Annotated in this window: 29 protein-coding genes and 2 tRNA genes; 4 read left to right on the plus strand and 27 right to left on the minus strand. The window is 37.6% G+C overall.

Features of this window, described 5'->3' with window-relative positions; all coding sequences use genetic code 11:
• Window positions 1–32 precede the first annotated feature (32 nt).
• A complete protein-coding gene (locus CC204_RS06350) occupies window positions 33–641 on the plus strand; it encodes a TetR/AcrR family transcriptional regulator (RefSeq protein ID WP_088269407.1) in 609 nt (202 codons plus the stop codon).
• A 381-nt stretch (window positions 642–1,022) separates the two neighbouring features.
• On the opposite strand, the gene CC204_RS06355 is transcribed toward CC204_RS06350, so the two are convergent.
• From CC204_RS06355 to yidD, 15 genes are all read right to left on the minus strand, one after another.
• Window positions 1,023–1,208, minus strand: coding sequence for a hypothetical protein (locus tag CC204_RS06355; RefSeq protein ID WP_088269408.1), 186 nt, complete (start codon window positions 1,206–1,208; stop codon window positions 1,023–1,025).
• A 125-nt stretch (window positions 1,209–1,333) separates the two neighbouring features.
• Window positions 1,334–1,405, minus strand: a tRNA-Gln gene (locus CC204_RS06360).
• 10 nt (window positions 1,406–1,415) lie between these two features.
• Window positions 1,416–1,496 (minus strand) — tRNA-Tyr (locus CC204_RS06365).
• Between the two features lie 90 nt (window positions 1,497–1,586).
• The gene (locus CC204_RS06370) at window positions 1,587–1,820 is read right to left on the minus strand and encodes a DUF2969 domain-containing protein (protein WP_087641270.1); all 234 of its coding nucleotides are present in this window, start codon (window positions 1,818–1,820) and stop codon (window positions 1,587–1,589) included.
• 84 nt (window positions 1,821–1,904) lie between these two features.
• The gene (locus CC204_RS06375; protein ID WP_088269409.1) at window positions 1,905–2,759 is read right to left on the minus strand and encodes a hypothetical protein; all 855 of its coding nucleotides are present in this window, start codon (window positions 2,757–2,759) and stop codon (window positions 1,905–1,907) included.
• Between the two features lie 18 nt (window positions 2,760–2,777).
• Window positions 2,778–3,536 carry a class D sortase gene (locus tag CC204_RS06380; protein WP_088269410.1) on the minus strand — a complete coding sequence of 253 codons (759 nt, stop codon included), beginning with the start codon at window positions 3,534–3,536 and terminating at the stop codon, window positions 2,778–2,780.
• A 1-nt stretch (window position 3,537) separates the two neighbouring features.
• Complete coding sequence (locus CC204_RS06385) at window positions 3,538–4,116, minus strand: hypothetical protein (protein ID WP_088269411.1); 579 nt, start codon at window positions 4,114–4,116, stop codon at window positions 3,538–3,540.
• A 243-nt stretch (window positions 4,117–4,359) separates the two neighbouring features.
• Window positions 4,360–5,013 carry a CBS domain-containing protein gene (locus CC204_RS06390; protein WP_088269412.1) on the minus strand — a complete coding sequence of 218 codons (654 nt, stop codon included), beginning with the start codon at window positions 5,011–5,013 and terminating at the stop codon, window positions 4,360–4,362.
• 4 nt (window positions 5,014–5,017) lie between these two features.
• The gene (locus CC204_RS06395; protein ID WP_088269413.1) at window positions 5,018–5,719 is read right to left on the minus strand and encodes an ABC transporter ATP-binding protein; all 702 of its coding nucleotides are present in this window, start codon (window positions 5,717–5,719) and stop codon (window positions 5,018–5,020) included.
• On the minus strand, window positions 5,719–6,495 hold the full coding sequence (locus CC204_RS06400) for an ABC transporter ATP-binding protein (RefSeq protein ID WP_088269414.1): 777 nt from the start codon (window positions 6,493–6,495) through the stop codon (window positions 5,719–5,721). Before CC204_RS06400 ends, CC204_RS06395 begins: the two co-directional genes overlap by 1 nt.
• Window positions 6,476–7,444 carry a branched-chain amino acid ABC transporter permease gene (locus CC204_RS06405; RefSeq protein ID WP_088269415.1) on the minus strand — a complete coding sequence of 323 codons (969 nt, stop codon included), beginning with the start codon at window positions 7,442–7,444 and terminating at the stop codon, window positions 6,476–6,478. Before CC204_RS06405 ends, CC204_RS06400 begins: the two co-directional genes overlap by 20 nt.
• 10 nt (window positions 7,445–7,454) lie before the next feature.
• Complete coding sequence (locus CC204_RS06410; RefSeq protein WP_087641262.1) at window positions 7,455–8,333, minus strand: branched-chain amino acid ABC transporter permease; 879 nt, start codon at window positions 8,331–8,333, stop codon at window positions 7,455–7,457.
• 107 nt (window positions 8,334–8,440) lie between these two features.
• Window positions 8,441–9,607: an ABC transporter substrate-binding protein gene (locus CC204_RS06415; protein WP_088269416.1), complete on the minus strand. Its 1,167-nt coding sequence runs from the start codon at window positions 9,605–9,607 to the stop codon at window positions 8,441–8,443.
• A 304-nt stretch (window positions 9,608–9,911) separates the two neighbouring features.
• Window positions 9,912–10,793, minus strand: coding sequence for an ROK family protein (locus tag CC204_RS06420; RefSeq protein WP_088269417.1), 882 nt, complete (start codon window positions 10,791–10,793; stop codon window positions 9,912–9,914).
• A gap of 19 nt (window positions 10,794–10,812) precedes the next feature.
• Window positions 10,813–11,100, minus strand: coding sequence for a membrane protein insertion efficiency factor YidD (gene yidD, locus CC204_RS06425; protein ID WP_088269418.1), 288 nt, complete (start codon window positions 11,098–11,100; stop codon window positions 10,813–10,815).
• A 200-nt stretch (window positions 11,101–11,300) separates the two neighbouring features.
• Here yidD and CC204_RS21350 point away from each other — a divergent pair, with 200 nt between their 5' ends.
• On the plus strand, window positions 11,301–11,450 hold the full coding sequence (locus CC204_RS21350) for an SPJ_0845 family protein (RefSeq protein ID WP_088269419.1): 150 nt from the start codon (window positions 11,301–11,303) through the stop codon (window positions 11,448–11,450).
• A gap of 39 nt (window positions 11,451–11,489) precedes the next feature.
• Here CC204_RS21350 and yihA read toward each other — a convergent pair whose 3' ends face one another.
• Both yihA and clpX read right to left on the minus strand, forming a co-directional pair.
• On the minus strand, window positions 11,490–12,071 hold the full coding sequence (yihA, locus tag CC204_RS06435) for a ribosome biogenesis GTP-binding protein YihA/YsxC (RefSeq protein WP_088269420.1): 582 nt from the start codon (window positions 12,069–12,071) through the stop codon (window positions 11,490–11,492).
• A 119-nt stretch (window positions 12,072–12,190) separates the two neighbouring features.
• Window positions 12,191–13,441 (minus strand): ATP-dependent Clp protease ATP-binding subunit ClpX, encoded by a 1,251-nt coding sequence (clpX, locus tag CC204_RS06440; RefSeq protein ID WP_088269421.1) that lies wholly within the window; start codon window positions 13,439–13,441, stop codon window positions 12,191–12,193.
• A gap of 188 nt (window positions 13,442–13,629) precedes the next feature.
• On the opposite strand from clpX, the gene CC204_RS06445 reads away from it, so the two are divergent.
• Window positions 13,630–14,658 carry a lactonase family protein gene (locus CC204_RS06445; protein ID WP_088269422.1) on the plus strand — a complete coding sequence of 343 codons (1,029 nt, stop codon included), beginning with the start codon at window positions 13,630–13,632 and terminating at the stop codon, window positions 14,656–14,658.
• 133 nt (window positions 14,659–14,791) lie between these two features.
• Here the strand turns inward: CC204_RS06445 and CC204_RS06450 are convergent, their stop codons facing one another.
• The 8 genes from CC204_RS06450 to CC204_RS06485 form a co-directional block, all read right to left on the minus strand.
• Window positions 14,792–15,643, minus strand: a complete 852-nt coding sequence (locus CC204_RS06450) for a MurR/RpiR family transcriptional regulator (protein WP_088269423.1) — start codon at window positions 15,641–15,643, stop codon at window positions 14,792–14,794.
• Between the two features lie 57 nt (window positions 15,644–15,700).
• The gene (gene anmK, locus CC204_RS06455; RefSeq protein ID WP_088269424.1) at window positions 15,701–16,828 is read right to left on the minus strand and encodes an anhydro-N-acetylmuramic acid kinase AnmK; all 1,128 of its coding nucleotides are present in this window, start codon (window positions 16,826–16,828) and stop codon (window positions 15,701–15,703) included.
• A 49-nt stretch (window positions 16,829–16,877) separates the two neighbouring features.
• Window positions 16,878–17,972: a DUF871 domain-containing protein gene (locus CC204_RS06460; protein WP_088269425.1), complete on the minus strand. Its 1,095-nt coding sequence runs from the start codon at window positions 17,970–17,972 to the stop codon at window positions 16,878–16,880.
• Window positions 17,972–18,253: a hypothetical protein gene (locus tag CC204_RS06465; RefSeq protein ID WP_088269426.1), complete on the minus strand. Its 282-nt coding sequence runs from the start codon at window positions 18,251–18,253 to the stop codon at window positions 17,972–17,974. The genes CC204_RS06460 and CC204_RS06465 overlap by 1 nt, the downstream gene beginning before the upstream one ends.
• A gap of 79 nt (window positions 18,254–18,332) precedes the next feature.
• Window positions 18,333–19,637 (minus strand): PTS sugar transporter subunit IIC, encoded by a 1,305-nt coding sequence (locus tag CC204_RS06470; RefSeq protein ID WP_088269427.1) that lies wholly within the window; start codon window positions 19,635–19,637, stop codon window positions 18,333–18,335.
• A gap of 554 nt (window positions 19,638–20,191) precedes the next feature.
• Complete coding sequence (locus CC204_RS06475) at window positions 20,192–20,503, minus strand: hypothetical protein (protein WP_088269428.1); 312 nt, start codon at window positions 20,501–20,503, stop codon at window positions 20,192–20,194.
• Complete coding sequence (locus CC204_RS06480; RefSeq protein WP_157894245.1) at window positions 20,500–21,189, minus strand: enhanced serine sensitivity protein SseB C-terminal domain-containing protein; 690 nt, start codon at window positions 21,187–21,189, stop codon at window positions 20,500–20,502. Before CC204_RS06480 ends, CC204_RS06475 begins: the two co-directional genes overlap by 4 nt.
• A 20-nt stretch (window positions 21,190–21,209) precedes the next feature.
• Entirely contained in the window at window positions 21,210–22,721 is a 1,512-nt protein-coding gene (locus CC204_RS06485) for a hypothetical protein (RefSeq protein ID WP_088269430.1), read from the minus strand.
• A 172-nt stretch (window positions 22,722–22,893) separates the two neighbouring features.
• Between CC204_RS06485 and galE the strand changes: the two genes are divergently transcribed.
• Window positions 22,894–23,883: a UDP-glucose 4-epimerase GalE gene (gene galE, locus CC204_RS06490; protein ID WP_088269431.1), complete on the plus strand. Its 990-nt coding sequence runs from the start codon at window positions 22,894–22,896 to the stop codon at window positions 23,881–23,883.
• 188 nt (window positions 23,884–24,071) lie between these two features.
• Here galE and CC204_RS06495 read toward each other — a convergent pair whose 3' ends face one another.
• Both CC204_RS06495 and CC204_RS06500 read right to left on the minus strand, forming a co-directional pair.
• Window positions 24,072–24,428 carry a DUF2200 domain-containing protein gene (locus tag CC204_RS06495; RefSeq protein ID WP_088269432.1) on the minus strand — a complete coding sequence of 119 codons (357 nt, stop codon included), beginning with the start codon at window positions 24,426–24,428 and terminating at the stop codon, window positions 24,072–24,074.
• A gap of 35 nt (window positions 24,429–24,463) precedes the next feature.
• Entirely contained in the window at window positions 24,464–24,715 is a 252-nt protein-coding gene (locus tag CC204_RS06500; protein ID WP_157894246.1) for a hypothetical protein, read from the minus strand.
• Between the last annotated feature and the right edge of the window lie 43 nt (window positions 24,716–24,758).

The following is a 24,758-nucleotide window of genomic DNA, read 5'->3' on the forward strand; positions in this document are numbered from 1 at the left end:
AATCTGTTGATTATTTTGAAAGGAATTTTTATATGTCGAAGAAAACAGACCTGCGGGTAAAGCGAACACACAAAATGATCATCGAAGCTTTCTTTCATTTAGTTGAGGAAAAAGGATATGATTGTATCACGATCCAAGACATTGCAGATGAAGCGATGATCAATCGCGCGACTTTTTATGCTCATTTTAAAGATAAACAGGATCTTTATGAACAAATTTTTGATTTTGCCGTCAATGCCTTTACTTCTGTCATCGATACAGAACAAATCATTGTAAAAAATCGAATCAAGGTCAAACAGATCGAATTTCTTCTTACACATATTTATATCAATATTCAAAAAAATAAGAACTTTTTCTTAACGATCATGGACGGCAGCTCTAATGAATTACTGCGAAAAAAATTGGCTGAGATCATTTATGAAAAATATGCAGACATTCTCTGTAAGTTAAAGATCACTGAAAACGAGATCGAAGTACCGATCGATTTCATTATTGAATACATGACATCGATCTTCATCGGAACCCTTCACTGGTGGATTACAAGTGACACAGATATGTCACCAAATCATCTAGCTAGACTTGTTATTAAATTAGTTGGAAATGGGCACTTAACTGTGCTTGGGATCGAGATCGATAAATAATCAAAAAAAGAGCCCGAAACAAAACTAGAAATCAGTTTTGTTTCGGGCTCTAAATTCGAATAAAAGGCAAGAAAAAAGCAACTACTACGCTACGCTTCGATCACATCAGCTAACGCATACAGTTTCACTATTGTTCAAAGAACAAAGTGAAGCTAGCAAAATTCTAAGTGCTAAAGCACTAAGAGTTGAAGGCTTCGGAAATAAGCTGAAGTTGCTGTAAAATACAACGAGGACCGCGTTGATGCTTTCTCGTCAAAGACTCGTCGCAGATAAACAGTGTCGCACAGTACCTACCTGGTCACAAAAATTTGAAGAACGATTTTTGTCCATTCCTTCTTCATTTCCCGAAGCTAAACGCTTTTTGTCTCAGCTCTTTTTTGTTTAACGATTTTTTGCACGCCATTTTTTCGTATGTGCTGTATCTCTAGAAGAGATGATTTTAACACTGGAAGCTTTCTCTCCATTTTTCTTTTTAGAAAAAAGATTGACCTTCACATCATATTTTCCTTCACTGGCTAAATCATATAGTCTTTCAGCTGTTTCAGTTATTTTCTCTTTGATGTTCATTATTTTCACTCCTCATATGTTTCTTTTGTTTCTTTCACTTTATCATATATTTTTGAAAAAGAGAACAAAAGCTCTCTGCCTTTTATGAATAAAAAAAACAACTCATCTGAGTTGTTTTGATAAGACTGGGGTAGCTGGATTCGAACCAACGCATGACAGAGTCAAAGTCTGTTGCCTTACCGCTTGGCCATACCCCAATAATAAAAATGGAGGAAAGTGGATTCGAACCACTGAACCCTAAGGAACGGATTTACAGTCCGTCGCGTTTAGCCACTTCGCTATTCCTCCAAAAGGTTTTAGTAAAAAACCTGACTTAGTTATAATACAAAATTTTCGAGTAAATTGCAAGCACTTTTCGAAAAAAAGTTGTTATTTATTTTAGTCGTTCAAATTCCACTGACGAATCACGTATTCAATCGCTTCATCCAGCGTTTTGACTGTTGCTTCATTTCGTCCATCAATCAATACTGCGAATTTTTTTTCCGCTTGAGTGACTACTTGACCGATTTCTTTTTTACCAATCATTAAGGTATTGATGGTCAATTGTTCCCCGTTGATCTTTTTTTGACTCTCTTCGATTCGTACTTCTATATCTTTATTCTTTTTAGACATTCTCATCCCTCCAAGCCTCTATGTTATCATGTCTCGTAAAAAAAAGCACCTATCATTTAAGATAGATGCCCGATATTTTTGAATTTAGGTACTAAACAATTGTTTCCGTTTGACTTCACTCATTAAACCAAAAGCAATCCCAGCTATGATCGACACAATGCCAATAGTAATAAATAGCCATAAAAAGCTTGATAAATACGTTTGAATGAAATCATACATCGCTTTCGATTGAATACCTAGTTTTTTCAGAAATCCCTGTATTAAAATAGCAGCAGGAACAACGACCATCATCAATCCACTACCAATGGCTATATACGACCAATATCTCAATAAACGATGGAAATAGCCACGTAGTGATGAATAAAGAGAAAGACTTAGTAATCCCCATAAAACGCCGCAAATGACCATGAAAATGACGAGTGTCGATTTATAGTTCATTACTTTTCGTCCATAAGAGACTAAGAAAGGCAATTCGATATAGCCTTTATAAATCGTAACGGCATTTTCTCCTAAATCATTCACTGCTTTTTCTGACTCTGGAGTCACTTCAATGTTTTTCTCTTCCATGTAAGCCATAATTGCCTCAGAGACAGCCGCATGAATTTGCTTCTCATTAGAAATTGAGTATTTGGTTCCTGAATGATACATTGCTTTGAAATATGCATCAACATCTTTTTGAACCAGAGCTTTGCTGACTGTTTGATCCAGCACGCCTTCCGGTATATTACTTCCTAAAGCACTATTTTCAATTTGCCGATTGATTTCTCCTGCTAATTCTGTGTAATAATCAGCATTAGCAGCTTGCTTTGTTATATAGTTTTCACTAAAAAGAGTCAATCTCAATGCAAGTAAAATCAAAAAAGCAAACAAAAAGACAGAGGATAAAAATGCAATCAAAAAGCGCGAAAGCACCTTCATCAGATGACCCCGATTTCTCATTTCACTGATTCTCCTTTTTTACGATTTTTCATCAATAATCGGTCCAGAAATATAATCTGCAGAGACAAATACACGTTCTGGTGTTAAGCCGATCGCATCCAGTGGATAACAGGTATATAGAATCAGTGAGCGCTTCGTGCGATCACCCAGCTTAGTATTGATTGATGGATCTTTATAATTCGCAACTTTGACTTCCGTTACTTGATATGTATAATCCCCATAATGAGTATGAACCTTGACCTCATCTCCTGGCTCTAAATAATAGATTTTCCCGAAAGAAGGCATATTATGTCCGCCAATCAATGTTGTTCCTAAATCTCCTGGAATCATACTGCCAATATATTGACCTGCGCCTAAACGCAAAATTTCTTCGCTATCTCCATAATACAATGGTTCATTAATTCCAACTTTATCAATGACAACTTCCCCGAACAGATCTCCTCCTGTCGGATAGACGACACTTGTAGAAGCTAAAGCTCCTGTTTCAGATGATTGTGTCCCCTTTGTTTCGTTGGATTGCTGTGTTTCACTAGGATCTGCTGTCTGATTTTTTGAGTTCTGTGTTTCTGACGATTGCTTTGTTTCTTGAGCTCTTTTGGCAAATAGATTATTTCCTTTTTGTTCAAAAGAAGGCGCGTCATTCAACGAAATCAATTCCACAGCAGAAGAAGCAAAATTAATGACAGGTGCACCAATAATGTAAATAATAAGATAGCCGAAAAACATAAAGAGAAGAGGCACGTAAATAAATGCCCCTACTCTTTTCAATTTTTTCATATTAAGCTAGTTTATTCTTTCTGCTCACAAATACTGCACCTGTTGCAGCAACAATTAGTGAACCAAAAGTAATACCGCTAAGTGCGTAATTTGCGCCTGTATTTTTGACTGGTGTTCCAGTGCTGTATACAGGTGCACCTTTAGTGTCAGTGACAGTCACTGCAGAGTAACTTCCGCCAGCACCAAAAGTAATTTTCACACCGATTGCATTTCCAGCTGCTACAACATAACTTTGCAACTGAGAAATGACATTTGCCGGCAATAATCTAAGCGCATCTCCAAGTGTATTTGCACCAGAAGCATCTACAGAAACACCTTCAACTAACGCACGCGCTGCTTGAATGTTTTTGATTGCTTCATCCGCTTGAGCTTGTGTTAAGTCAACACGTTTCAAGTGATTTTCTGCTGCATTGATCTCAGCTGCACCAAAAGCAAATTTCTTGCCGCCGATTGTAGCGCCAGCATTCAATTCATTAAGTATTGGTTGTTCAACTGCCGAAATTGCACCGTCTGCCAATGCAGGAGTTGCAAAACCTAATACGACTACTAAAGCAACGACAAATCCGATAACCTTTTTCATTTTCATTCCTCCTATCTTATATATTTATAATCAATTACAGTAAAGCTGTAACAATTATACCCTCAACAACACCTTATTTTTAAGGCAATAGAAAAACATATGTATCAGAAATAGTGCAACAAAATACACTCTTTTTTCAAAAATACAAAAGTCTTCACTATATAAAATTATCATATGCATTTGCAATAGTCAAACTGTTTTCTAGGAAAATAAACGTTATCATCCCTTGACTTTACTACCTATTTATGTCTTTTTAGATAGTAATACGGCTTCAAAAACGTCATAACCAGCAGTCTTTAGAATTTGTTCGATTTTGGCTGTTTCACGACTTTCTATCTGAAGTTCAATGATCGTTTCTAATTCTTTTCGGTTAACGACAACAGTTAATATACTAAAATCATTTTCTGCTAATAATTTAGTAATATCTGCTAATATTCCTTTATGGTCTTCAGGAATTCGAAGTTGAATTCTTGTCCCGCCATCATTGTAACCTGTGATTTTTAAGAACGCATCAAAGATATCATTATTTGTAATGATCCCGACCAGTTGTTCATTTGTATCAACTACTGGTAAAACTCCGATATTATTTTGACGCATTTGATAAATACCATCTTCTAAAGAGGCCTCTGGTTTGATCGTCTGAACTTCCTTTACCATAACATCGGCAACTGTTGTCTTGTTCAGCAGATAGTTTACCTCATACACACTTAAACTCGTTGCTTTGGACGGCATTGCAGATTGAATGGTTCCTTCTGTGATCAACCCTACGATCCGTTCTTTTTCAACAACAGGTAAACGGTGGATATTGTTTTTTTTCATTAGATCGACCGCATCAAAAATCTTCATTTGCGGCTGTGCTACAATCAATGTTTTGGTCATAAAATCACTAACGCTCATGCTTTTATCCTCCTAAATATGCTTTTTTGACTTCTTCACTTTCTAATAGTTCTTTACCTGGTCCACTCAGTACTACTTCCCCTGTTTCCAAAACATAGCCTCTATCAGCGATCGATAATGCCATTTTTGCATTTTGTTCGATCAGCAAAACGGTCGTTCCTTGTTTATTGATTTCCTGAATAATATTGAAGATCTCTTGAATAAAAATAGGTGCCAAGCCCATTGAAGGTTCATCTAGTAATAATAATTTAGGTTTAGACATCAATGCTCTGCCCATTGCCAGCATTTGCTGTTCACCACCTGATAAGGTAGAAGCATCTTGATTTCTACGTTCCTTTAAAATGGGAAACCGTTCAAAAATCATCTCATAATCTTCTTTTAATTGTTTATCTTTTCTTAGAAAAGCCCCCATTTCAAGATTTTCCTGAACCGTTAATCCCGAGAAGACATGACGCCCTTCCGGAACTTGGCAAAGGCCAGATGCGACGATTTTTTGAGGCACTACTTTTTGGATTTCTTGTCCTTCAAATGTAATGGTTCCGTTTGATGGACGGTTCAAGCCCGAAATGGTTCGCAGAATCGTGGTTTTCCCTGCACCATTGGCTCCAATCAAGGAAACGATTTCCCCTCGTTCTACTTTAAAGTTTACATCACGTACCGCTTGGATCACACCATAATGTACGGATAGATTTTCAACAGTCAGCATTATAGTTCACCTCCAAGGTAAGCTTCGATCACTCGGGGATCATTTTTGATTGCTTCCGGATCACCTTCCGCGATGATTCTGCCATACTCCAGCACATAGATTCGTTGACAAACCTCCATGACCAAACTCATATCATGTTCGATCAAGACGATCGTGATCTGAAATTCTTTTTGGATTTTACGAATAAGCTCAGTTAGGTCAGCTGTTTCTTGCGGATTCATTCCTGCCGCTGGTTCATCCAAAAATAACACTTTAGGCTGTGTCGCTAATGCACGAACGATTTCTAAGCGTCTTTGTTCGCCATATGGTAAGTTTTTAGCTAGTGTATCAACTTTATCTTCCAACCCAAAGATCACTAATAATTCATGGACTTTTTCTGCCATTGCTTCTTCTTTTTTATAAAATGTCGGTAAACGTAAAATACTGGATAGAATTCCTTCTTTATTTTTACTGTTCATTGCAATCAGCACATTATCCATTACTGTTAAATCTTTGAAAAGACGGATATTTTGGAATGTTCTACATAATCCCATGTCGGCGATTTTATAGGGCTTCATTCCATTAAGTTGATGTTCTTTTCCCAGTACATCAAGTGTCACTGTGCCTTCACTTGGCTCATAAACGCCTGTCAAAAGATTAAATAAAGTTGTTTTTCCAGCGCCGTTTGGCCCAATCAGACCAATCAATTCATTGCTTTCTAACGAAAGATTGACATTTGAAACAGCCGCAAGTCCACCAAAGTTTTTAGTTAAATTACTAACGTTCAATAGAGGCATTTGATTTTTCCTCCTTTTGTTTGAATAATTTTTTAGCAGAAAATTCCCATGTCCCTAGAAGTCCGCCCGGTTTGAATATCATAATGATGATCAAAGCTAATGCATAAATAATCATTCTTAATGCCCCAGCATCTTGTAAGAACATATTTAAAATCCCTAATACGATCGCTGAAATAAATGTCCCTGTCACACTACCGATCCCACCGAAGACGACAATGATCAAGATGTCGATCGATTTCATAAAACCGAAATCTTTTGGCGCAATCGTTTGAACATAGCTAGAATAAATAGCTCCAGCAACACTTGCTGTGATAGCACCAATGATGAATGCTGCCACTTTGTATTTTGTCGTATTGACTCCCATAGATTCAGCAGCGATCTCATCTTCTCGAATCGCCATTGTCGCACGACCTGGACCACTGTGAATAAAATTGACGATAACTAATGTCACAACCACAACAAAACCAAATACCATCGGCCAACTGACCATTGGGGGAATCCCGAAAATTCCAGCAGGTCCATTCGTCAACTCTTTCATATTGATAATAATGATTCGAATGATCTCAGAAATACCCAGTGTTGCAATCGCTAAATAGTCTCCTTTTAGTCTCAGCGTAGGAATTCCTACGAGTAAAGCAACAAACCCAGATAAAACGATTCCTAATAAAATTCCACTGAAAAAACCGCCCATCGTTGGATACTTCACCGTCATGATCGCAGCACTATAGGCACCGATCGCCATGAATCCAGCATGACCTAAAGAAAATTGACCAGAAAAACCAATAATCAAATTCAAGCCCAGTGCCAACATAATATTGATCCCAATCGTAATTAACGTATATTCCGTAAACGGTGTGATCACACCCGTGATGTACAATACATAAATAAAAGCATACGCTCCAGCGGCAATTAAAAGCCAGATAAGATTATATTTTAGATTCTTTTTCATGCGCGCTCACCTACACTTTCTCTTTGATGTTCTTGCCAAGTATTCCGGCAGGACGAATCAATAAAATAATAATCAATAATGCGTACACAACCGCATCTTTATAATCAGAAAAACCAAGAGCGATCGTGATCGTCTCTAATAAACCGATCACGAAACCGCCTAAAGCAGCTCCCGGAATAATTCCAATGCCGCCTAAAACTGCAGCAACAAATGATTTAAGACCTGGCACAACTCCCATCATTGGATCGATCGAGTTATAATATAATCCAATTAGCATCCCCGCAGCAGCGGCAAGTGCTGAGCCCAAAGCAAATGTAAATGAAATCGTACGGTTGACATTGATTCCCATTAATTGTGCAGCATCTGCATCAACAGAAACAGCCCGCATAGCTTTACCCATTTTTGTCTTTTTGACGATCAATTGTAAGGCGATCATCAAAACTAAAGCAATCACTAAAATAAGCACTTGAATGTTTGAAATTTGAATAAAACCTAATTGATAGTTTTTAAATTCGATTGCTTGTGGAAATGATTTTTTCTCTGGACCTAACCAATAGATCATCCCATTCTGTAGTAAAAACGATACTCCGATCGCTGTGATCAACGCGGCGATCCTTGTTGATTTTCTTAGTGGGCGGTACGCTAGAAATTCAATTACGACACCGATAACAGCCGCTCCAGCCATTGATAAAATCAATGCTGGGAAAAATCCTAAATTTAATTTATTGATAAAGAAATACCCCATAAAACCACCCAACATATAGATTTCTCCGTGGGCAAAGTTGATCAATTTTATAATACCGTAAACCATTGTATACCCTAGTGCCAATAGCGCATAAATACTGCCTAGAAAAAGCCCATTTACTAATTGTTGGATCACGACTTCCATATTTTTCACTTCCAATATTTTAGAATAATTGTTTGATTAAAGAAAAAAGAGGATGGACAAAACGTAAAAACTTGTCTCACCCTCTTTGAATGTTCTATTGATTTTTCCTAAGGATTTACTGCTTCGGCAGACGTTTCTTTTCCTTCTGTCAAGCCTAATACAACAGCTGATTTTTCTGGGTTGTGGTTTTTATCCATCGTCATTTTACCAGTTACTCCAACGAAATCTTTCAATGAAGCCAAGCCTTCTGTAATGTCTTTTGAATCAGCAGAATCTTTGTCTTCCATCGCTTGTTTCAGCATGTATACTGAATCATAACCTAAAGCATTGAACGCTGATGGCTGCTTGCTGTATTTTTCTTTGAAGGCTTTTACAAATGGTTCTACCTTGTCAGTCGCAGGTGCTTTTTCTGAGAAATGACCTGTGTAATAGACATCAGAAACATTTTTAGCTCCGGCGATCTCAACTAATTTTTCATCACCAAAACCATCAGCACCAAGAATCGGTTTATCGATGCCCATTTCACGCGCTTGCTTGATGATCAAGCCCGCTTCGGCATAGTAACCTGGAATATAAATCGCATCATAATCAAGGTCTTTGATCTTCGTCAAGATTGCTTGGAAGTCTTTATCACCTGCAGTGAATGTTTCTTCTTTAGCAATTTTTCCTTTATACGTGTCTTTGAATGATTTAGTCAATCCAATTGCGTAGTCACTCGAATTGTCCCCAATGATCACGACATTTTTAGCTTCCAGATTATCTTGCGCAAATTTTGCTAAGATGACCCCTTGGAACGTATCTTGGAAACATGCTCTAAAGATATATTCCTGTACTTTGTCATTTACGACTGTAATACTGTCATCAGTTCCAGAAGGAGTGATGACTGGAACAGCTGCTTTAGTCATATTTGGAATCGTCGCTTTCGTTGCACCAGACGTTGCTGGCCCAACAACAGCAACAACTTTATCTTTTGCAGTTAAGTTGGCTGCAACAGAAGTCGCTTCCCCATTTTCTGATTTATTGTCTTTTTCGATCAATTCTAATTTTTTACCAAGTACACCGCCTGATTCATTGATTTCCTCAACCGCAAGCTTGATTCCTTCTTTTTCAGCATTTCCATACGCTGAAACATCTCCAGAAAGTTCCATGTTCATCCCGATTTTGATCGTGTCGCCTTCAACTTTATTTCCACCGCCGCTTGCGCCTCCGCCAGCTGCTGGTCCACATGCTGCTAGTAAGAATAGACTAGCGAATAAAAAACTAAATTTTTTCATCTTGTTTCCCCCTTGAGTTTAAAAATTGAACAAGCTTTTTTCACTAGTGAAAAAAAGATACTCGCACAACTTGAGTCTGCATTTCCTCTGAATAATTCTCCCTGCATATATAATTATTAAAGAGTATGTATACAAATATAATCAAAAACCTAAGAAATGTCAATGAATTTTCAGAAAATTTCTATAATTCAAATTATTAGGAAAAATCTCTTATTTCTACACTTGTTGATTTAGTTATTATTTCATCAAAAAAAAGACAAAACAAGAAATCTGTTCGGCCTTTTTTTGACTAATCAAAATCAATCTATTCTCTGTTTTTATGATGCATCATTTGGAAATTAGCAGCTGCTCCAATCAAGTTTGCATCATTGTTATATTTACAAGTCACGATTTGAGGAACAAAATCATTTAAACCAAAATGAGCAAGTTTCTCCTTCATTCGATGGTCGATCTCATCCAACAAACCTTCTTTAGCCGAAACACCGCCACCTAGAACGATCATCTCCGGATCAAATGAAAATTGAATGCTAAACAATCCTTGTGTCAAATAGTCATAAAAGTGATTGACCTCTTCAATGGCTAACTCATCTCCCGCTTTTGCAAACGCAAATACTTCTTCACCTGAAAAAGTCTCTTTTGCTACACCTTTTCGTTTACAATACCGCCAAGCCATTTGAACAGCTGTTCCTAAATGACTGAAGGTTTTCCCCTGATCCAAGTACATCAGTCCAAACTCACCGCCGTAAAGATGAGCACCTTTTGCGATTTGACCTTGATGGAAAATTGCACCGCCGATTCCTGTCCCGATCACAACAAAAGCAACTTCCTGTTTTCCCTTGGCAGCACCCTCATAAATTTCCGCCATTCCTGCACAATTGGCATCATTTTCGATTGCCACAGGTAGTTTAAATAGCGCTTCCAATTCTTCAAAAATATTGAAGCCATGAATATAAGGTATCGCAGATATTCCATTGATCATCTGTTTTTCTACATCCACTACGCCAGGTGCACTCAACGCAACACCTTCAACCGTTGTCTTTGTCTCTGTAAAAACCGATAATAAAGACGCTTTCATTTCTTCCCATGTTTTCGGTGTAGTAAACTTTCCTTTATCGATGATCGCCTGACCATTCCATACACCATGTTTTACTGCTGATCCGCCAAAGTCAAATGTCAAAATTGCCATCCTAAACACCCATCCTCATCTATTTTTTCTTATTCCTTCTATAATTATACGGACCATGATATTCCTGATCCGGATTTCTTTTTAGGCTAAATTTTAATGGGACATAGTCGATACCACCTTTAGTCAACGGATGACAACGTAAAAATCTGGCTGTTCCCATCGTCACACCCTTGATTGTTCCGTGTGTTTGAATCGCATCGATCATATATTGGGAACAAGTTGGATGATACCGGCAGCTAGCTGGCAGCCCAGGTGAAATAAAACGTTGATAAAAACGCACCATTCCTACAAAAACATTTTTTGCCATTTCGTCCCTCTTTTCTCTATCCGCAAAAACTATACCCTGTTTTGACGGTGAATGCAAGTTTGCTGGAACAAAATAAAAACATTTTTAGATTCCTTTTTGGTTCTGAAAAAGAAAACTATTCAAATCTTTAAAAGGGTGCTAAAATAGGGGCAAGTAACTTTATTACATATCACTAATCAATGAAATGGAGAGAAGCAACGATGGGTTTAAAATTCGAACGAAAAGACGATTTAGATAAATTATTCGACGCTTTTGCGGTAGATCCTAAAAAAGTCGAAATGCCAAAAGAAGAGCTAGATAAACAAGCAGCAAAAGCTGAGCAAAAAAAAGAACAGAAAAATGAGCAATAAAAAAGCTTTGACTTCTCGAAAGAGTTGTCGAAGCTTTTTTTATAAATATTTTTCAATTGCCTGCCAAGCTTCTTCCTTACCTTCTTTGGTTTGAGAAGAAAAAAGAATGAAGTCGTCAGACTTATCGAAATTCAATGCTTTCTTGATGATACTTTCGTGTTTGTTCCATTTTCCACGGGGAATTTTATCTTTTTTAGTCGCAACCACGATCACAGGAATCTCATAGTATTTCAAAAATTCATACATTTGAATATCCTCTTGTGTTGGTGCATGACGTAAATCAACTAAAGAAACGACTGCTTTTAGCTGTTCTCTTGTTGTCATGTACGTCTCGATCATCTCGCCCCATTTTGCCCGCTCAGTTTTTGAGACTTTGGCATAGCCATAACCGGGCACATCGACGAAATGTAATGCATCTTCGATCAAGTAAAAATTTAAGGTCTGTGTTTTACCAGGTTTGCCAGAAGTTCTGGCTAGATTTTTTCGATTGATCAGTGTATTGATAAATGATGATTTACCAACATTTGAACGCCCAGCTAGAGCGATTTCCGGCAATTCTGTTTCTGGATATTGTTTTGGTGAAACTGCGCTAATAATAATTTCAGCATTATGAACTTGCATATATTGACCTCCTAACATAAAAAGACTGAGACAAAAATCCAGCTCCGTGTCTGTCCGAATAAGCTGAACTTTCGTCTCGTCATGTACGCAACAATCAATGTTTTCGTATTTTAAATGATTTATCCTGCTTTTTTATCTGTTTTATCGTAGACGATCGCAGGTTTGCCAGTCCCGTCTGCTGCCATTTCTGTAATGATCACTTTTTCGATCGTATCATCAGATGGCACATCAAACATGACATCCATCATGATCTCTTCAATGATCGAACGAAGTCCGCGGGCACCAGTATTTCGTTCAATTGCCTTGTTGGCAATGGCACGAAGGGCATCTTCTTCAAATTCCAATTCAGTATCATCTAATGATAATAATTTTTGGTATTGTTTCACTAATGCATTCTTAGGCTCAGTTAAAATACGAACCAAGTCATCTGTTGTTAATTTTTCTAATGCCGCAGTTACTGGTAAACGTCCAATAAATTCAGGGATCAAACCAAATTTCAATAAATCTTCTGGAATGATTTGCTGCATGATACTTTCATCTTCGTTGACTTTGCTATTATTTGTACCAAAACCGATCGTTTTTTCGCCTAAACGATTTTTTACGATTCCTTCGATCCCGTCAAACGCTCCGCCGACAATGAATAGTACATTCGTTGTATCGATTTGGATAAATTCTTGATGCGGGTGTTTCCGTCCACCTTGTGGAGGAACACTGGCAACCGTTCCTTCCAAAATTTTAAGTAAGGCTTGTTGAACACCTTCACCAGAAACATCACGTGTAATCGAAACATTCTCACTCTTACGGGCAATTTTATCGATTTCATCAATGTAGATGATGCCTTTTTCAGCGCGCTCTACATTAAAGTCAGCAGACTGTAATAGCTTCAATAGAATATTCTCTACATCTTCCCCTACATACCCTGCTTCTGTTAAGCTCGTCGCATCAGCGATCGCAAACGGAACATTCAGCGTTTTAGCTAATGTTTGAGCCAAAAATGTTTTCCCAGAACCTGTTGGGCCAATTAAACAAATATTACTCTTTTGTAATTCTACATCCTCAGAGCTTGACTTTTCTGATTGATTTACACGTTTATAGTGATTATAGACAGCTACTGCTAATGAGCGCTTTGCCTGATCTTGTCCAATAACATATTCGTTTAAGACATCCAAAATTTCTTGAGGTTTTGGGACATCTGTTAATTCACGTACGGCTTCATCGTAAAACTCTTCATCAATAATCTCTTTACATAAGTCAATACATTCATTACAAATATACACACCTGGTCCAGCGACGATCTTCTTTACTTCTTCTTGTGTTTTACCACAGAATGAACAGCGGACTGCACCATTGTTATTTGTATTATCGTACATGCATGTCACCTCTCTAAATTAAAAATGACTGTCCATACAGTCTTAAAATATAATAGCACAAATCAAGTGAAAATGCGAACATTGGATTTGTAAAGTTTTTATAAATAAAGCGATACTTATGTTATACTAAAATAGAAAAATGATTTGCTGTAACTTTACTAGACAGCAGTAAAAATGGAGGGAATTTCATGCTGGAACAGATTTTATTAGGAACATATACTCGTCGAGTAAGTAAAGGTATCTATCAAATTGCACTTGATACAGATCAAGGAAAACTTTCGGAAGCTTCTTTACTAGTAGAAGAAACTAGTCCTACTTACTTAACCATAGATCAAAAGGGTGCTCTTTTCAACGTGACATCTGTAGATGGAGAAGGCGGAATGGCAGCTTACAAGGCAAAAGACGATCATTTTGACTTGATCAACAAAGTGACGGAAGCTGGCGCTCCCCCATGTTACGTTTCAGTCGATGAAGAAAAACAATTGGTTTTCGGTGCCAATTATCATCAAGGAATCATCCATGTTTATCGTATTTTAGCAGATGGAAGCTTAGAGGATGCAGATAAGATCATCCATGATGAACCAACAGGCCCTCATGAAAATCAAGACAATGCTCACGTACACTATACAGATTTAACACCAGATGGTCGCTTGGCTGTTTGTGATCTGGGAACAGATCGTGTCTATACGTATGACGTTAGTGCTGAAGGTAAATTATCAGAAGTGGCACAATATGTTGCAGAACCTGGTACTGGTCCTCGTCATTTGGTTTTCCATCCAACGAATCAAATCGCTTATCTTTTTGGTGAACTAGATAGCACAGTGACTGTTTTGTCCTACAATGCAGAAGATGGTTCATTCGAACAGGTACAAAAAGTATCTACTTTACCAGATGGATTCAATGAATTTAATGGCGGCGCTGCGATCCGTATTTCTGCTGATGGACGTTTTGTTTACGCTTCAAACCGCGGACATGATTCGATTGCTGTTTTTGCTACTTCAGAAGATGGTCGGACGATCGACCGTATTCAGCTAATTTCAACAGAAGGTGAAATTCCAAGAGATTTTGACTTAGATCCTTCTGGTAAATTTGTTGTGGCTGCAAATCAAAATACAGACAATCTAACTCTTTATCGTCGTGATGAAGAAACTGGACTTCTAGAAATGATCCAAAAAGATGTTTATGCACCTGAATGTGTTTGTGTCTATTTTAAATAAGAACTGAAAAATGGAGGCTGACACAAAAGTGTTTAGCTTCGAGAAATAAGACGGATCTGCTTTTTTCTCGCCGTTTATTCGAGTTTAGAGAGCGGGACAAAACTAAAAATTAGTTTTGTCTCGCTCTCTTTTTTTATTTTTCATAAGTTCGTACTTCGGCTTTTGACTCTTGGATCATCTCCAATGTTCGGTCAAAGTTACGAGAAGCATACGCATAGAACAACACATCTACAACAATAAATTGATCATGTAAAGAGGTTGTTGCCGCACTTCTAAGGACGGCTTCATTTGAACGTACTGTTTGCAGTGAATAGGCGACCTTATTGGTCAACGTATTGTTGCCAAATTGAGAGAGGCCGATCGTTTTCAGCTGATGTTTTTTCGCTACATCAACTAAGCGCAGTACTTCCTTCGTTTCTCCCGAATGAGAAACACAGAAAAAGACTGCATCTTTTGGAGCTGAAACTAGAATCGTCACTAAAACATGTGAATCCTGTACACAAACAACGGTTTTACCGATCCGATTCCATTTTTGAGCAATGTTTTCTGCTACTAAATAGGAAGCTCCGATGCCAAAAACATAAATGATCGGTGCAGCGACCAATAGATCGACGATCGTTTCTACTCGTTCTTCATTTAATAAGGCAACCGTTTCCTGCATCGATTGATAGGCGTTTCCTAATAATTTTGTTTTGATTTCATCAACCGATTCATTTGCTGTGATATCTGAATACCCTTCATATACAGGTGTTTCGATTTCAGCAGACAAACGTACTTTTAGTTGAGTGAAACTAGGAACGTCGATTTTCTTACAAAAACGAATGACGGTTGCTGGACTCGTCCCTGCATAATTAGCTAGTTCAGCTGCAGTCATGTCGATCACTTTTGCAGGATCTTCTAAAATCGTGTTCCCAATTTTTTGCTCGGATTTTGGCAGTACATCTAACAGACTGATAATCCTACCTTGAATATTTTCACCACTCATTTACTGCTCTCCTTTTTATGTACATTAGGGCGAATCATCACAATCCGCCCCTTGTATTCAATAATAAGTGATACTCCCCAATGGCACTGCTCGCTTTGCGCCAGTCGCATTTGGGACATTTCCAATTCTATGCTGTAGTGTTTGATTTGCTAAAACAGCCATTGCCACAGCTTCTTTGGCTTCAGAAGAAAAACCGATCTCTTCTTGGATCAATACGCTAACTTCTGGTAATTCTTCTTTGATCATCATAACTAGTGTTGGATTATAGCTTCCACCACCACCAATAATAAGTTCTGTTTCTCCATTTATAAAAAGACGAACGGCTTCTGCGATCGACTTTGCAGTGAACATTGTTGCTGTTGCTATCAAATCAGCTGGATTTAATGGCCATTTCTCAATTAAAACCATCGTGAACTGTTTACCGAAATCTTCTCGTCCAGTTGTTTTTGGATAGGCCTTTTTGATATAAGGATGTGCCATCAATTCGTCTAATAACGCTTGATTCACAGTTCCCTGCTTTGCATAAAGACCATCGTTATCGTATTCTTGATTGAAAAAGTGGACGCACAATTCATTCATGATCACATTTCCAGGTCCTGTGTCAAAAGCGATCATATCCGTTTGTTTTCCAGACTGTGGAAGCACTGTTACATTGCCGATCCCGCCAATATTTTGCAGTAGTCTTGTGACACCCGGTTTTTGATACAAGACATATTCTGAATAAGGAACGATCGGAGCACCTTGACCGCCTACCGCCATATCTCTTTCTCTAAAGTTTGAGACAACAGTCGTCTTTGTTCGCTCACAAATAACAGCGGGATCTCCGATTTGTAGTGTAGAGGCAACAAAAGCCTCTCTGGCAAAGGGAATGTGAAACAAGGTTTGCCCATGACTGCCGATAAATGCCAGCTCTTCATTTGAGATACCTGCTTTTTCACATACCAATAAAGCTGCTTGTGCGAATCGTTCTCCTAATTCAACATTCAGTGAACAAATTTTTTCAACATCTGAAGTTTCTATTGCCAGAGCTTCCCGAATTCTTTGCAATACAGCACGGTCAAACGGCAATGTGGAAAAGGCTAAAAGCTCAACGGTCGTCGCTTCATCCTTACCGTTGATTTCAACTAAGGCCGCATCAATACCATCTAAAGAAGTTCCCGACATTAAACCAACTGCATACACCATTCTTTACACCTCTATTATACTGTTTTTAGTTTTAAATGTCTCCATTGCTTTAGTGACTCGTGACTTCGTGAAAAGCAAATTTCTGCCAAGGTCTAATATACGGCAGCAGAACTTGATCAGCAGTGGTCACTTTGCCAACAACGTTTGATTTACCCGAATTTTCCATAGGTAATAAGGCTAGTTGCAGTTCTCCTGCATAGTGCGCATACAATGATGTCTCGATGATGATATCTCCTGTCTGCATATCCACTGTGTTAAACGGTATAAATTCATGTCCTTTATACTTCACACGACTTTGCGTTGAACGAATAACATAATCTGAAACATCTCCGCGGTTAAAATGGAATTCATTCAAAATGATGTTTTTTTCCGTAACAGGAGTTTCATCATCGATCTCACAATCAAACGTTAAACGATAGGGATCAAGTTCACTCAATGCTTTTAATTCTGCTTCTGAAGCAAACGCATTGGCAATGATCACATCATCGATCAAATCCGTTGCCCACAAGTGTTTGGCCTGTGTTGTGATCGGCCAGTTTCGATGTAGCTCCAAAGTACATAATCCCTCTTCAACTGGCCAAGGACCCACTTTTGCGGTAGGAGAATTGATAAAAGCAGCGGTTCGGATGCCTTGTTCTTTATAAACCTTTGTTGTCTTCAAAAAATGCTCGTAACTCAAACCAGTATAACGATGAGGATAAAAATTATGGCAACCTAATAACTTATCTGCATTTGCTTGATAACTTAAAATGTTTTCTACATAACGCGTGCCTGAGCTAATATTCAATTCGATCGATAACTCTTGCGGATTAAAACTCATAATCGATTCTTCGTTTCCAGTAAAGCCCATATCTAAACGAATCCCATCTGCTCCAAGTTCTTTAAAAAAAGATAAGTCATTATAACTGATCCCCAGTTCATTGAATACTTTTGGGCTAACATCTGCAATAACTTCCATACCTAGATCTTTAGCATAAAAAATCGTTTCCTTAAATGCTGCAACAATTTTCTCTTTGCCTTCATCAACAGATAATAAACAAGTAAAAACCCGTTTAAAATTATAGGTTGCTGCTAATGATAAATAGCTTTTGATTTCTTCCACACTGCTATGATTTGGGTAAATCGATAGGCCAAGTTTTCTCATTATTTTTGCTCCATTTCATAAGTTGCTCTCTTTTGTTCTGCTGCGAGTCGACTGCTTTCAAAGAAAACTACAGCCAATATCCCACTTACACCATAAATGATCTGACGAAGTCCATCTGACATATTCGGAAAAAGTAAACTAGGAACTAAAGCGATCAAAAAAACGAGACAGCCTATTAACCAACGATTTGGCAGCCAATTTTTCTTTTTTAAATAATGAGTCAGGAATAAACCAACGATAATAAAAACAACACTTGCTATTAAAAATATGACCTTTGTCATTCTAGTTTCCTCTTTTCTAAGACCAAATAAAATAAGAAACTGGAAATCCACCTAAGTCTATTTCCAGTATAAAGCTTTTCTAATTTGTTTCACCTAAAGCATGTTCTTTTTCAAGTTCATTGCTGTCATAGATCATTACAAATGGATAATAAATCACTACAGAAATCACGATCAAGATAATGTTTAATACAGCTGCCCGCCAGTCACCGCCAGTTGCTAAGTAAGCCCCAATCGGTCCAGGTAATGTCCACGGAGCAGTGAAAATCACGCGATTCACTAAGCCTAATTGTGTAGCAAACCAAGCAATCGTTGCTGTGACCATCGGAGTTAAGATGAACGGAATGATCAAAATAGGATTCAAAACGATCGGTGTCCCAAAAATCAACGGCTCGTTTATATTGAAAATCGCTGGCGCTAAAGTAGCTTTACCCAATTTTGAAGCAAATTGAGATTTTGTCTTAAAGGCAAGTAATAAGGCTAACCCAATGGTACAGCCAGAACCGCCGATCCAAATGAACCATTGGTAAAAAGGTTCAGCTGCAATACTTGGCAGCTCTTTTCCAGCAGCCATCGCAGCAGTATTGCCATCTAATAATTGTAGCCACAATGGTCTTGCCAAGGAACCAACGATCGATACGCCATGAATCCCAAAAGACCAGAAAAAAGTGATCAAGAAAATCAAAAGCAACACACTAGGTAAGCTGTCAGCAGCACTAACTAAAGGGCTTACAATTTTTGAAATCGTTGAATGCCAGTCAAAGCCGATAAAGTAAGTCAATGTGGAGATTCCTAAAATAACGATCAAGGTCGGTGTCAATGTTTCAAATGATCTGGCAACCGCTGGAGGTACTTGCTCCGGCATCGTGATTTTAAATTTTGATTTATCTGTTAAACGATAAATTTCTACAGCTAAGATCGATGTAATGATCCCTACAAACATACCGCCGCCGCCTAAATTAGCCATTGGCAATACAAAACCAGCAGTTCCTGCCGCATCTAACGCCTCAGCTGGAATATTGACTGGAACAAAGGTCAATAGAAATGCGATCGTAGATAAGATCCCGCCGGATATCACATCCAAATTGTAGGTCTTAGATAAACTTGCACCAATACCAAAAGTAGCATACAGCGTCATGATATACATCGTCATTCGATAGGGTAATAGAATCGTTGCTGCATTAGCAGTTAAAAACTGTGTGACACCCCAGCTAGCCGGCAATGGTGGAAAGGCAATGATCAAGAAGAACGATCCGATAATGATCAAAGGCAACGTGGCAATGATCCCATCTCTTATCGCACGTAAATGACGCTGATTTGCCAGCTTGGCCATTGGTCCAGCTAAATGAACTTCAATAAACTCAGTAAACTTTTTCACTAAACTCATCTCCTAATTTACACTAATCTTATTTATAAAACCCTTACATAAAGCCCTTACAAAAAAATCATAAAAAACATAATTGCACAACTATTGTCCATTTCCTGTCGTACGAAGAAATATAACCTTTTCTGTAAAACATGAACTAGTGCCTCTCTCTAATTCTCTGTTTTCTCCCTTCATTATTTTTAGTTTTACAGCTTTTGATATACATTCCTGTTCTATCAATCAATGCTTATTCCTCTCTTCGACAAAACCATCATACAGCTAAAGAACTTTTTTTTCAACATTTTTATTTAAAAAAGGAAATAAAATTTCCTTAAAGTTAAAAAAAGAGAAATAATATTACTAAAAGTCATTAATAATAAGCAAGTTTCCTCATAAATAAGCTTCGCTCTGATACGATATCGATCAACAACGAACGAGGCTAACATAAAAAAGAGTCATTTTAATATCTAAGCCAGCAATTGAACATCACTTATTTATCGATAAAGTAAATGATTCTTCTGTTTATTACTTAGCACCTGCTCCATTTTATTTAGCCTCGTTTGCATTTTATTTCGTCAAATCATAAAAAATTCAAATCCCTCTTCTGGTTCTCCAACTTCAAACCCTAGTACAGTTGTTGCTTGTTCTTTAAACAGCGTAAACCAAGCATTCCAGTCATCATCGCATAATCTGGCATAAAATTGCAGCCCGCTTGGTTCTACAGATACCTCAATGATTTCTTCATTTTCATCATTAGCAAACCAAGTCGGAATCCCCTCATAGTACCCTTTCCATTGCGGCATTTCTGCATAAAGGAGTTGAAGACGTGTCCAATAGATATCAGGCAATGTATAGTGAATATTCAAGTTATGATTGTGTACTTTCATTTATTAACGGTTCCTTTTTCATAGATTTGGTACTGTTCTTCATTTAAAAAGTTATCATAGATAAAATCTACTGGGTAAAGAGCTTTGCTAGACACACAAATTTCCCCAATCTTCGGACCAATTTCAGGTACGAGCTCTTTTGCTCTTTCACTGTCAATAAAAACAACGTAGCTAAATTCATCATTATTGTTCATCAGCCCCAAATAAATAGCACTGATCGATGGTTCGATTTGTGCATAATCAACTAAAAAATCAATGATCGCCTCAGGTCGTTCAGCAGGTAAACCAATATGGATCTTAGTATTTTGTTTGATGACATGATGAGAAGAAAAAACAGATCGATTCAACTGTACGCTATCTGAGTTCGGATTAAGCCATAAAAAATCAATTCCTATATTCTCCTCAAAAAGCTTAGCGATACCGTCGAAATCCAATGCGATAAAGCGATCATTTTTTTTATAGGCCGGAACACGTTGACTGACATCTGAGTACACATATAAAAATATTTTTCCGTCCGGCATACTACCAACACTGATATGTCCATCCCCATTTATATCAATGATCAGATTTGAAGCTGTTTTGAGCCAAGCGATCACCTGCTTTATTCCTTCTTCATTTCTAGGATAATTAAATACATTTGATGGTGCAACCTTTTGTTTCTTCTTAAAAAAGTTAAAAATTGTCATTTTCATTCTCCTTTTATCATTTATTTAGACTTAATAACAGTCAAAATAAGGTTTACTAGATTTCCAGAATAGTGCACATGATTTTTATTTAGTAAATAAGCCAGCTCGACCTTGTCTTTTAAACTGAATCGAAAAAAGAAACGTTGGTTCCAGTCTGTGCACCAGTCTTCCAGTTGCTTTTCGATCTGATTTTTTACTTGCTGAGCAGCAGCCTCTTTGTAAAGTATTATTAAATCGAAGAAATAATCCCGCCTATTTTCAGCTGCTAAGATTTTAATGATCGACAATTGCGTAGGTAGCTCTTGTTTTTCTTGAAACATTGGCAACAGTCGTTCTTTGATCGCCAGCGAATAATTTTGGCTCAGTCGCTCTATTGCTTTTTTGCGTACCTCTCTAGAAGAATCAGAGACATAGTCGACAGCTAAAGACAGCTGCTCTTCCAATGATAAACAGACTGACCAGTTCAACACAGACAATCTAACTTTCTTTTGCTTAGCGTGACGCAATGACAACATCTGCTCTTGATCTCTGCGATCTTGTAAAAGTGCCAAGCCATGAACTGAAGTGTTTAACTGTGTATTCATCTGTTCAAGATAATAAGCTCTGCAGTCGACTTCTGGGAAATGCTTTCTCACGTATGCTAATGCCAATTCTTTGATTGCGGTTGTTTGATCTAATAGTTTTGCTATCATGCGTCGATCCTTCAAGCGATTATTATAACACCATTCACAAGCTAATTTACGAATGATCAAGCTATGGTGGTTCAATAGTTCATCTAAGGATCGTTCCTCCCATGATGGTTCTTTTTGAATCTCCCTAAATGTCCAAACTAGAATGATTCGGTCTTTGCTAGCTAGTCCATTTTCCAACGTTTGTTTTCGGTAACTATCATCCAGTAAAAAACTCCACTTAAAAGCTGTCCTAGCACAAAAAATATCGAAATTTTGTTGCCCATTCATTAATAACTGTGGACGTTCTAAAACTGATTTCTGCAGCTGGTTATAGATGATCCTATTTTCTTCATATGTCAGTTGTTTCAACTGATCGATCAACGGTAAACAAAAAATCAATTCTTGCTCTGAAATGAATCGATTCTTTTCACAGATCACTTTGGATGCTCGTTCCCGCAAGAAGTCAAGATGGTCATTCAACATCATTAGTAAAAAACGGAGCGGTACTTCTTCGTTCTCCTCAATCAATTTTGTCAAAGCAAATTCTCTAATATATCCATTGGGATGACAGGTCAGCCCACTCCAAAAGATTGCCGAAGGTTTAAATGACAGCTGCTGAAGACTATCCTCACTGATCTCCAGCCAGCTCCAGTTACTCCGACCATATGAAAAAGCGCGTAATTGCTTAAATGTATTCAAAAAACGTTTCGGTGTTTCTTCTTTGAATAAATGACCAAGATCTTCTAAATATCGTTCTCGACACTCTTGCTCAATGATAATTTTTTGATAGCAATATTTGACTGCATCTGCTGTACTTTTTATTCCCTCATGTTCTGCTTGTAATACCAACAACTGGTTCATTTGCTTCCCTCATGTTTCATCTAATTTTCTAATAAAGATACTCTCATTTTACCATATTAGAATTCTTAATATTTTTATAACCCAAGACATTGTACATGACCTGCAGAAATAGTTTCCACTATACTATAGATAACACCAGTAATTAATCTATGTTTTACCAAGGAGGAAAAGGATGAATATTTTAGTCGTCGGTGGTGCCGGTTATATTGGTTCCCACGTTGTTAAGCAATTAGCGGATACAGAGCATCAAATCGTAGTTTTAGATAATCTTCAAACAGGTCATGAACAAGCAGTAACAAAACCAGCGACATTTATCCATGGTGATGTGAGAGATAAATCCTTACTTAGAAAATTATTTGCTGAATATTCATTTGATGTTGTGTTCCATTTTGCAGCAAATTCTTCTGTCGAAGAATCAATGAAAGATCCTTTACTCTATTTCAACAACAATGTATCTGGTCTCATCACACTTTTAGAAATCATGAACGAATTCTCGGTAAAAACGATCATCTTCTCTTCAACCGCAGCTGTTTATGGTGATTCTTCTGAATCTGTGATTATGGAAAATTCTGAGGTTACACCAAAAAATCCTTACGGGGAAAGTAAATATATGATGGAAAAAATAATTCAATGGTGTCACACAGCATATGGAATAAACTATGTTGTCCTGCGTTACTTTAATGTTGCTGGAGCGGACTTGACAGGACTAATTGGAGAAGACCATCGACCAGAAACACATTTGATTCCTATTGTCTTAGAAGTTCCCATGGGCAAAAGAGACGCCATCACGATTTTCGGAAACGATTATGACACAAACGATGGAACAACCGTCAGAGATTATGTCCATGTGGTCGATTTGGCAGATGCACACTTATCAGCAATGGCTTATTTGCTTGAGGGCAATGAAAGTACGATTTTCAATGTAGGCAGTTCTGTTGGATTTTCAACACTAGAGATCATTCAAAAAATTGAAGAGCAGACAAAAAAGACGATTCCAATCAATTATGGCGAGCGTCGCAAAGGTGATCCACATTCACTGATTGCTTCCAGTGAAAAAATCAAAGATGTCTTAGGCTGGACACCTCTTCATACTGACTTAGATTCAATTATTGAAAGCGCTTGGTCTTGGCATTTAAATCATCCAAATGGCTACGAGGAATAAAAAGTTTGGAACAAAACTAAAAATCAGTTTTATCCCAAACTCTAGATCTGAATAAACGGCGAGACAAAAACAGCTCCTTCGGAAATAAGCCGAAATTCACAAAAATTTGAAGAATAATTTTCGTGATTTCCTTCTTATTTCTCGGAGCTAAACATTTTTGTCTCAGCCTCTTTTATTTTTAAATGCATCTATTTCCGCAAAATCTTTTCCATTGCTTTTCCTTTTGCTAATTCGTCTACTAATTTATCCAGATAACGGATTTTTTGCATCAATTCATCTTCAATCTCTTCCACTCGATACCCACAAATAACCCCTTTGATCAAAGATACATTCGGATTCAGCTGCGGCGCTTCATCGAAAAATGTTTCAAAATCGTTCATTGAATCTATTTGACCTTGCAGCTCTTTTTCATCATAGCCTGTCAGCCAAAAAATAATTTCATCAACTTCTGCTTTCGTCCGTCCTTTTTTCTCTGCTTTTTGCACATAAAGCGGATAAACACTTGCAAAAGACATTCCAAAAATCCTCGGTTTCTTTTCAGGCATTTTTTCTACAACCTTTCATTGATCAGTGTTTTACTTTAGTCTTCAAAATCGTCTTTGTCCTTTTCTTGACGGAGTTGATTCATCACTGATAATAGTTCTTGTGTTTTTCTTTGTTCAACTTGCTTCAGACACCCTGCAATACGACTTAGATAGTCTTTTTTCTCCAGCTCAAGTTTTTCATCCAAAGATATTTTTTGAGCTTTTTTTTGAATACTAGTATTGATAGAACGTTTATGCTTTTTCTCTTTACTCTTGCTTATTATAATTAGCAGCAAGACAAAAATCAAAAATAGAATGATCCACAACCCCATGATTTTTCACTACCTATCC

The sequence above is a fragment of the Enterococcus wangshanyuanii genome, assembly GCF_002197645.1.
Lineage (GTDB): Bacteria > Bacillota > Bacilli > Lactobacillales > Enterococcaceae > Enterococcus_L > Enterococcus_L wangshanyuanii.